Here is an 8741-nt window from a genome sequence, read left to right as displayed (position 1 = left end):
GTGCTCTCCACCTGGATGTCTCCGCCCATCCCCGTGATGATGCCGTGGCAGATGGACAGCCCCAGGCCGGTGCCCACGCCCACGGGCTTGGTGGTGAAGAACGGGTCGAAGATGCGCCCCATCACCTCCGGCGCGATGCCGCTGCCCGTGTCGCGCACCTCCACCACCACCTGCCCGCCGGACACGCGCGTGATGAGCACCACTTCATGCCCGTGCGCGGAGCCCTCCGGAATGGCCTGCGCCGCGTTCACCACCAGGTTGAGGAACACCTGGCACAGGCGGCCCTCGTTGGCCATCACCTGCGGCACGTCGCCGTAGTCCCGGCGCAGCCGCGCGCGGTGGCGGATTTCATTGGCGGCCATCATCACCACCGAGTCCAGCACCGCGTGCACGTCCACCGGCGTCATGCGCTCTTCGTCCGGCCGCGAGAACGTCTTCAGCTGACGGACAATCTGGCGCACGCGCTCGGCGCCCTCGCACGCCTCGCCCAGCACCTCCTGCCACTCCACCACGTCCGGCGGGCGCACGCCGCGCACGCCGGGGGACAGGTGGCGGCGGAACTCGTCCGACAGGAAGCCCAGGTTGGAGACCACGAAGGCCAGCGGGTTGTTGATTTCGTGCGCGATGCCCGCCGCGAGCGTGCCCACCGACGCCAGCCGGTCCGCCAGCGTCAGCCGCGCCTGCAGCTGGCGCTGCTCCGTCACGTCCCGCGCGATGGACACCACCGCGGGCTGGCCGTCGAAGCGCAGGGGCAGCGACGCCAGCTCCACCACGCGCGTGCGCCCGTCGCGCAGCACCAGCCTTCGCTCGCTGGTGAGCGGCGTGCTGTCCCCGGACGTCACGCCCGTGCCCGGCATGTCCGCCAGGAACTCCGACAGCCGGCGGCCCACCAGCTCCTCCGCGCGCGCGAAGCCCAGCGCCGTGACGAGCGCCGCGTTGGCGTAGACGATGTGGCCGTCGCGCTCGATGGCCGCGGGGTCGGGGAAGCCTTCCATGAGGGCGCGCAGGCTGGCCTCGGAGCGCTTCAGCGCCTCCTCCACCTGCCGCCGCTCGGTGATGTCGCGCGCCAGGCCCTCCACCGCGACGACACGCCCCGCCGCGTCCGTCACCGGCGCCACCACGTGCTCCAGCCACAGGAGGCTGCCGTCGGGGCGCAGGAAGCGCAGCTCCACCGTGGCGCCGTCCACGGACTGGGGCGACTCCAGGAGCCGCTCCAGCGCGGCCCGGTCCTCCGGGTGCACCTGCCGGTACCACAGCTCCGGATCCGCGTAGTGCGCCTCCGGCCCCAGGCCCAGCTTCGCGTGCGCCACGCGGCTGACGTACGCGAAGCCGCGCGGCGCCTCACGCCGGTACAGGTACAGCACGTCCGACGCGTTCTCCGCCAGCTGGCGGAAGCGGTGCTCGTGCTCGCGCAGCGCCCGCTCGGACGCGCGCCGCTCCAGCGCCACGGAGATGGCGCCGCTGGCCGCGGACAGCAGGTCCACCTCCAGCCGGTCCCACTCGCGCGCCTCGAAGCAGTTGTCGAAGCCCACGAACCCCACCAGCCGTCCCTGCACGCGCAGGGGCAGCACCAGCAGCGACAGCACGCCTTGCGGATCCAACAGCGCCCGCTCGCTGGAGGGGAAGGCCGCCACGCGCCCGGCGACGACCTCGCCGCGCTCCAGCAGGGGGATCCAGCGCTCCAGGTCCGGCTTCATCGGCAGGCCCTGGAGCATGGGGTTGTCGATTTCCGCAACCACCCCGGGCGCGCACCACTCCGCGCGCTGGCTGCACAAGAGCGCGCGCTGCGCGTCGGTGTGCGTCTCGAAGACGTAGACGCGGCTGGCGCCGGAGGCCTGCCCCAGCGGGGCCAGCGCGGTGCCGTACAGGTCGCCGCCCTCCGACACCGACAGCAGGCGCTGCTGCATGTCCACCAGGGCGGTGAGGTAGCGCTCGCGCCGGGCGAGCGCGTCGCTCGTGCGCTTGCGCTCGGTGATGTCGTTGAGCGTGCCCGCCATGCCCAGGAGCGTGCCGTCCTCGTCGATGGTCACCCGCGCGAACACGTCCACCCAGCGGAAGCCGCCGTCGCGCGTGAGGTAGCGCACCTCGTGCTGGACGAACTCGCGCTCGCGCGTGAGCAGGGTCTGGCACACGCCCAGCGTGCGCTCCCGGTCGTCCGGGTGCACGAAGTCCAGCGCGCTGCGGCCCAGGCTCTCCTCCACGGGGAAGCCCGTCACCTCGGTCCACGCGGGATTGAGGAAGACCCACCGTCGCTCCATGTCCGTCTGGAACACGACCTCCTGGAGCGTGTCGATGACCTGACGGAAGCGGCGCTCGGTGGGGGTGGTGCCATCAGGCCGGGGGAACGGCATCTGCATTCAGGGGACTCGCGGTGGAAGAACTTGGCCGTGCGGACGGAACATCCGGATCACGGACGTGAACAGTCGAACGATTGAGGATCGCCGCCATGCAGGCAAGGGGGCCCACGGGAAGAGCGTGCGGATGGGAAGCATTCCCTGTCCTTGAGGATGGAGTGGCCCACGGGTCCTGTCTTCCTTTCTTTCTGGGAGGCGGAGATGACACCATGATGCGTGCGGAAAGCCTTGGCATGTCCGGCATCACCTCTCCCGCCCTGGAGGCCCGCGTGATGGATGGGGATGTCCCGCCCCTGTCGACGCGCGTCATGGACGCGGAAGGCGTTGTGCTCGTTGAATGCACGGGCCGTGTGACTGTTTTCAACTCACAAGCCGCGGCGCACTTCGGCATCCCGGTTCCCCTCCACATCGAGCACGCCCGCCTGCCCGGGTGCGAATGGGTGCGGGAGGACGGCACACCGCTGCCGTCGCAGGACTCACCGCTCGCGCGAGCGCTGGCGGGCGAGCTGGTGGACGCCTCCGTGTGGCACGTGCTGCGTCCGGATGGCGTGCGCGCCGCGCTGCGCTGCACGGCGGTGCCGGTGCGGGGCGGAGACGGGCAGGTCGCGGCGGCGCTCGTGCGCACGCACGCGGTGGACGCGCTGGCCGCCCCGGTGCTGGACGCGTCGCGCCTGCTGGCGGAGGCCGGGTCGCTCCTGGGCACGTCGGTGGACGCGGAGGCGCGGCTGGAGCCGCTGCTCAAGCTGCTGGTGCCCGCGCTGGGAGAGGGGGCGCTGCTCATCCTCCGGAGCAAGGGCACCGCCGGCGAGGACGTGCTGCGCGTGGCGGCGTCACTGCACGCGGATCCGGGCCGGCACGCGCTCTTGCGCGACGTGCTCACGCGCTCTCCGCCGGACCCCTCCGCGCCGGGCGGGCTGCCCCGGGCGTTCGCGTCCGGAGCGGTGGGGCGGCTGCCCATCCTGTCCGAGGAGCACGTGGTGGCCATCGCGCGGGACGCGGAGCACGCGCGGCTGTTGCGCGAGCTGGGGCCGCACGGCTGCCTGAGCGTGCCGCTGGGCGCGCGCGGCGGCACGCTGGGCGCGCTGATGGTGCTGCGCTCCAACGTGCTGCGGGCCTTTGGCGCGGAGGAAGAGCACCTGCTCACGGAGCTGGCCCACCGCCTCGCGCTCTACCTGGAGAACGCGCGGCTGTACCGCGAGGCCCGCGAAGCGGTGCGCCAGCGCGACGAGTTCCTGGGCATCGCGAGCCACGAGCTGAAGACGCCGCTCACGCCGCTGAGCCTCAAGGTGCAGCTGCTGCAGAAGCAGGTGGTGAACCTGGCGCGCGAGGGCAAGGACGTGCCCACCGACCGCGTCGCGGAGGCGCTGGACGTGGTGCAGCGCCAGGTGCGCCGGCTGTCAGGGCTGGTGGACAACCTGCTGGACGTGTCGCGCATCACCGCGGGCCGGCTGCGCCTGGAGCTGGAGGAGATGGACCTGGCGAGCGTGGCCGCCGAAATCCTCTACCGCTTCTCCGCCGCGGCGGCGCAGGCCGGCACGGAGCTGGGGCTGGAGGCCCCGGTGCCGGTGGTGGGCCGGTGGGACCGGCTGCGGCTGGAGCAGGTGGTGACGAACCTGGTGTCCAACGCGCTCAAGTACGGCGCGGGCCAGCCCGTCATCGTCAGCGTGGAGGCGAACGGCACGCTCGCGCGGCTCACCGTGAAGGACCACGGCATCGGCATCGCGCCGGATGACCTGGCGCGCATCTTCGAGCGCTTCGAGCGCGCGGTGAGCGACCGGCACTACGGCGGCCTGGGCCTGGGGCTCTACATCACGCGCCAGATTGTCGAGGCGTTCGGCGGCACGGTGAGCGCCGTCAGCACGCCGGGAGAGGGCTCCACGTTCATCCTGGAGCTGCCCCGGGGCGACATCCCGGAGGAGTGGCTCATCGCGCACGCGGCGCCGGGGCCCACCCAGGGCGAGTAGGCGCCGAGTAGGCGCCCCGCGTCGGGTCAGGCGACCTCCAGCACCGTCCACTCACGCACTTCACCGGCGAGCGTCACCTCCACGGTGTCGCCGGCCTTCTTGCCCAGCAGCGCGCGGCCCACGGGGGAGCTGGGGGTGATGACGGAGAGGAAGCCGTCGCCGCCGGGGCCGGTGAGCTCGGTGCCCGCGCCGGCGGGGAGCACGAAGAAGGTGCGCTCGGCGAAGCCGTCCTCGTCTTCCGTGCTGCAGTCCACCAGGGCGCCCAGGCCCACGGGGCCCTGGCGGGGGAAGCGCGGCAGCTCCTTCTGGCCGAAGGCGGTGAGCGCCTGCAGCTCTTCTTGAAGGCGGCGGGCGCGGTTGGCCTGGCCGGTGGCGAGGCTGCCGTACTCGATGGCGGCGCGGCCGTCCTCCTTCTTCTCGGACTCCGTGGCGAGGCTGCGGGCGGCCTCGCGGGCGTCGGCCTCGGCGCGGTGGGCCAGCCGGTCGCTCTGCTGGAGCCGCTCGGACAGTTGGTGGAGCAAGGTGAGCTTGTCGAGTCGCATGGGTATCGGTACAGGACTGTAGCGCCCGGTGCGGCGGCCTCCAGTTTTCAGCCCGGCGGGGCCCCGGGCTTTGATTGAATGGGGCGCATGACGCCTCAGGAACGGTCGCAGAAGGCCCACGAACTCGTGGCGAAGGGCGCGGTATTGCTGGATGTGCGCACCCCGGAGGAGTTCCAGCAGGGACACCCGGACGCCGCTCGCAACATCCCCGTGCAGGTGCTGGCCCAGCGCCTCTCCGAGGTGGGCCCGGTGGGCACGCCCGTGGTGGTGTACTGCGCCGCGGGAGGCCGCAGCGCGGTGGCCGCGGAGCTGCTGCGCAAGGGCGGCTTCCCGGACGTGTTCGACCTGGGCTCCGTGAAGAACTGGTAGTCGGGCGCGCCCCAAGCGCCATGCAGACCCGCACCGCCGGTTTCCTCCTCGTCGCCCTGTCCGGCGCATCCTTTGGCGCGCTGGGTCTGTTCGCGCGCCTGGCCTACGCGGCGGGCACGGACATGCCCACGCTGCTCTTCCTGCGCTTCACGCTGGCGGGGCTGGTGCTCGCGGTCGTGATGGTGGCGAAGGGCGGCACGTGGCCCCGGGGCCGCCTGCTGTGGGGCCTGGTGGCGCTGGGCGCGGTGGGCTACTTCACGGAAGGCAGCGTCTACTTCATCGCGCTCCAGCACGCGTCCGCCGGGCTGGTGGCGCTGTTGCTCTACCTCTTCCCCGCGCTGGTGGCCCTCATCCAGGTGGCCCTGGGGCGCGAGCACCTGAGCCGCCGCCGCTGGCTGGCGGTGGCGCTGGCCCTGTGCGGCACGGCGCTCACGGTGGACCCCGGACCGGACGCGAAGCCGCTGGGCATTGGCCTGGGCGTGCTGTCGGCGGTCATCTACGCGCTCTACGTCCTGTCGAGCGCGCGCATCGCCGGGCCGGCGGGGCCGCTCGCCGCGAGCACCGTCGTCCCGCTGTCCGCGGGCGTCGCCTTTGGCGCGTTGATGCTGGTGAAGGGGCCGGCCTTTCCGCAGACGCCGGGAGGCTGGGCCGCGGTGGTGGGGCTGGCGCTGCTGTCCACGGTGGTGGCCATGCTCACGTTCTTCGCGGGCCTCAAGCGCATTGGCCCGGTGAACACGTCGCTGCTCTCCACGCTGGAGCCGGTGATGGCGGTGGTGCTGAGCGCCATCTTCCTGGGCGAGCGGCTGTCGCTCCGGCAGGGCCTGGGCGGCCTGCTCATCCTGGTGGCGGTGGTGGTGCTGGCCCGCGGAGACCCCGGCCGCCCGGTGGAGCCCGGAGCCGCCGGAGCCTGATGCACGAGGACTACAGGCGCTTGAGGAAGTGGTGCACGTCGTTCACGAAGCGCTGCGGGCGCTCGGCGTGCGGCGCGTGGCCGGTCTCCGGGTAGAGCAGGTACTTGGAGTTGGGGATGGCGCGGGCCAGGGCGCGCTGCTCCTCCACGGAGAAGAAGCCGTCGTGGTCCCCGCCGATGATCAGCGTGGGCACGCGGATGCGGCCCAGGCGCGCGGAGTGGTCCTCCGCGATGAGCCCGTCCAGCGCGTCCTGCCACACGCGCGCGGGCACCTTGGAGCTCTCCGCGACCACGGTGTTGAGATAGGACTCCGGCACGGGCGCGTAGAAGGTGCTGGCCTGGAACTCGTGGATGAACGCGGGGTCCACGGGGTCGGTCAGCGTGTCCACGACCTCCTTGAGGCCCAGGGCCACTTCATTGCCGGCCACGGTGGGCGCGGAGCCCACGAGCACGAGCCCCTTCACGCGGTGGGGGTAGTCCAGCGCCACCTGCTGCGCGATGAAGCTGCCCATGGAGTGGCCCACGAGCACGGCGCGCGACACGCGCTTCGCGTCGAGGAACGCCACCACGTCCTTCGCGAAGGACTGCTGCGTGTAGCAACACGCCGGGCGGGACGAGTCCCCATGACCGCGCTGGTCCAGCGCGTAGATGTGGAAGTCGCGAGGGAAGCGCGGCAGGTCCAGGTCCCACGTGTGATGCGAGTCCGTATAGCCGTGCAGGAAGACGACGACGGGCCCGTCCTGGCGGCCCTGCTCCACGTAGCGGAGCGTGACGCCGGTGGACAGCCGCACGGAGCCCTCACGCGAATGGCGGCTGGAGTCCTCCAGCGAGGCCGGAGCACTCACGAGGTCGGGCTCGGAGCCCGAGGTGGCTTCGGGACCACAGCCAGCGAACAGCAACACCGCGACAAGGGAGGGAAGGATGCGAGTCATGCGTCAGGACCTCACGGGATGGGGTTGAGAGCCATCCTAAAGAGACCTCTGACATCCCTTCCGGGAATCCTTCCTGGCAGGTCGGGTGAGACCCCGGGACGGGTCGCCCGAACCCCGTTCAGGGCCGACGTGCGACGATGAACTCACCCACGCCGCCCAGGCGCTGCTCGCGCCGGAGGATGTGGAAGCCCGCGGTCCGCACCAGGCGGAAGGTGTCGCGGTTGAGGCGGCAGCCGCCGGTCAGCTTCCGCCACGCGGGGGTCAGCAGGTCCTGCGCGGTGGCCAGGGTCGGGTTCGGTGCCCGCACGTGCTCCAGCAGGCGCAGCTCCCCGCCCGGCTTGAGCACGCGCATCACTTCCGAGAGTGCCGTGGCCGGCGCGTCCACGCAGCAGAACACGAGGCTGGACACCACCGCGTCGAACGAGCCGTCCGTGAACGGCAGCGCCTGCGCGTCCGCCTGCAGCAGCGCCACGCCACTCTTCCGGGACCGGGCGCGCACCAGCGCCCCCAGGTCCACGTCCACCGCCGTCACCGACGTCACCGTGTCCGGGTAGCCCGGCAGCGCCAGGCCCGTGCCCGCGCCCACCTCCAGCACCTTGCCGGACAGCCCTTCCACCAGCTGCCGCCGGGCGGCGTTCAGCCCCACCCAGCCCAGCGGCGCCATCAGCGCGTCGTACGCCAGTGCCTTCACGCGAACACCCCCCGAAAAGCGAAACGTGGCGCGCGGCTAGCGCGCCGTCTCCACCCGGCCCTGCGGCGCGGACGGCTTCTGCGAGGACGCGCTCGGCGCCTGCTTGCGCAAGAGGCCCCACAGTCCGTACGCCACCAGCAGCAGGCTGCCGTACTGCGCCGGCGTCAGGCCGAAGTAGCGCGCGTCCACGTACGACAGGTCCGTGGCCCGCAGGAAGTCCAGGCAGAAGCGCGACGTCGCGTACAGCAGCGCCAGCAGCGGCAGCAGCCGGCCCTTCATCTTCGGCGCGTCGCGCAGCGCGTACAGCAGGGCGGAGATCGCGAAGAGCACCACGGCGTCGTAGAAGCCCAGGTCGTGCCGGTTGCCGTTGGGGAACTGCACCGCCAGGAAGAAGTCCGTCAGCTTCCCCGGGTGGTCGTGCACCGCGAAGCACCCCAGCCGCGCCACCGCCCAGCCCGGCGCCACGCCCAGCGCGAAGCTGTCCGCGTAGTCGTTGAAGCGCAGCTTCTTCACCCGGAAGAACACCACCGCCGCCAGGATGCCGCCCAACAGGCCGCCAAAGGACGACAGGCCATCCCAGAACCGGAAGATCTGGAACGGGCTCTTGGACAGCTCCTCCGGGTGGTAGAAGAATAGGTGCACCCAGTGGCCGAAGAGCATGCCGGCCGCCACCCCCCACATCGCGAAGTCCGCCAGCGGGTTCGGATCCAACCCCTCGCGCTCCGCCTGCTTCGTCAGCAGCCGGGCAGCCAAGAGGATGCCCGCCGCCACGAAGACGTTGAAGGGGTTCAGCTCCAGGGGCCCCAGCTTGAACGAGGGGGCGTGCCAATAGGGAATCAAGGGGGCTCCGGAAAAGGCTGTATCCGCGCGAACGTACTCCGGGCGGATGGAAGCCGAACAATCGGCGCATCCCGGGCTTCCCTCCACCTCTTTTTCCATTCCGCGCCCGCCGGGCGCGCAAGCCCCACCCGGACGCCTT

General features: G+C 71.9%; 8 protein-coding genes. 3 read left to right on the top strand and 5 right to left on the bottom strand.

Annotated elements, in window-relative coordinates; all coding sequences use genetic code 11:
* A partial coding sequence (locus D7X55_RS30210; protein WP_121724875.1) for a PAS domain S-box protein occupies positions 1-2357 on the bottom strand: 2357 nt, incomplete at its 3' end.
* A gap of 230 nt (positions 2358-2587) precedes the next feature.
* Between D7X55_RS30210 and D7X55_RS30205 the strand changes: the two genes are divergently transcribed.
* Positions 2588-4318, top strand: a complete 1731-nt coding sequence (locus tag D7X55_RS30205; RefSeq protein ID WP_233610156.1) for a HAMP domain-containing sensor histidine kinase — start codon at positions 2588-2590, stop codon at positions 4316-4318.
* Between the two features lie 26 nt (positions 4319-4344).
* On the opposite strand, the gene D7X55_RS30200 is transcribed toward D7X55_RS30205, so the two are convergent.
* Positions 4345-4860: a GreA/GreB family elongation factor gene (locus tag D7X55_RS30200; RefSeq protein WP_120550794.1), complete on the bottom strand. Its 516-nt coding sequence runs from the start codon at positions 4858-4860 to the stop codon at positions 4345-4347.
* A gap of 87 nt (positions 4861-4947) precedes the next feature.
* Between D7X55_RS30200 and D7X55_RS30195 the strand changes: the two genes are divergently transcribed.
* Together D7X55_RS30195 and D7X55_RS30190 are read left to right on the top strand one after the other, a co-directional pair.
* Positions 4948-5229, top strand: coding sequence for a rhodanese-like domain-containing protein (locus D7X55_RS30195; RefSeq protein WP_120550795.1), 282 nt, complete (start codon positions 4948-4950; stop codon positions 5227-5229).
* Between the two features lie 20 nt (positions 5230-5249).
* Positions 5250-6140, top strand: a complete 891-nt coding sequence (locus tag D7X55_RS30190; RefSeq protein ID WP_121724873.1) for a DMT family transporter — start codon at positions 5250-5252, stop codon at positions 6138-6140.
* Positions 6141-6150: 10 nt separating this feature from the next.
* Here D7X55_RS30190 and D7X55_RS30185 read toward each other — a convergent pair whose 3' ends face one another.
* From D7X55_RS30185 to D7X55_RS30175, 3 genes are all read right to left on the bottom strand, one after another.
* Positions 6151-7071, bottom strand: coding sequence for an alpha/beta fold hydrolase (locus D7X55_RS30185; protein WP_120550797.1), 921 nt, complete (start codon positions 7069-7071; stop codon positions 6151-6153).
* A 118-nt stretch (positions 7072-7189) separates the two neighbouring features.
* Positions 7190-7762, bottom strand: coding sequence for a class I SAM-dependent methyltransferase (locus D7X55_RS30180; RefSeq protein WP_120550798.1), 573 nt, complete (start codon positions 7760-7762; stop codon positions 7190-7192).
* A gap of 36 nt (positions 7763-7798) precedes the next feature.
* Positions 7799-8602 carry a prolipoprotein diacylglyceryl transferase gene (locus tag D7X55_RS30175; protein WP_120550799.1) on the bottom strand — a complete coding sequence of 268 codons (804 nt, stop codon included), beginning with the start codon at positions 8600-8602 and terminating at the stop codon, positions 7799-7801.
* Between the last annotated feature and the right edge of the window lie 139 nt (positions 8603-8741).

The organism is Corallococcus sp. AB049A, assembly GCF_003668885.1.
Taxonomy (GTDB): Bacteria; Myxococcota; Myxococcia; order Myxococcales; family Myxococcaceae; genus Corallococcus; species Corallococcus interemptor.
This window is presented reverse-complemented; position numbering and strand designations above follow the sequence as displayed.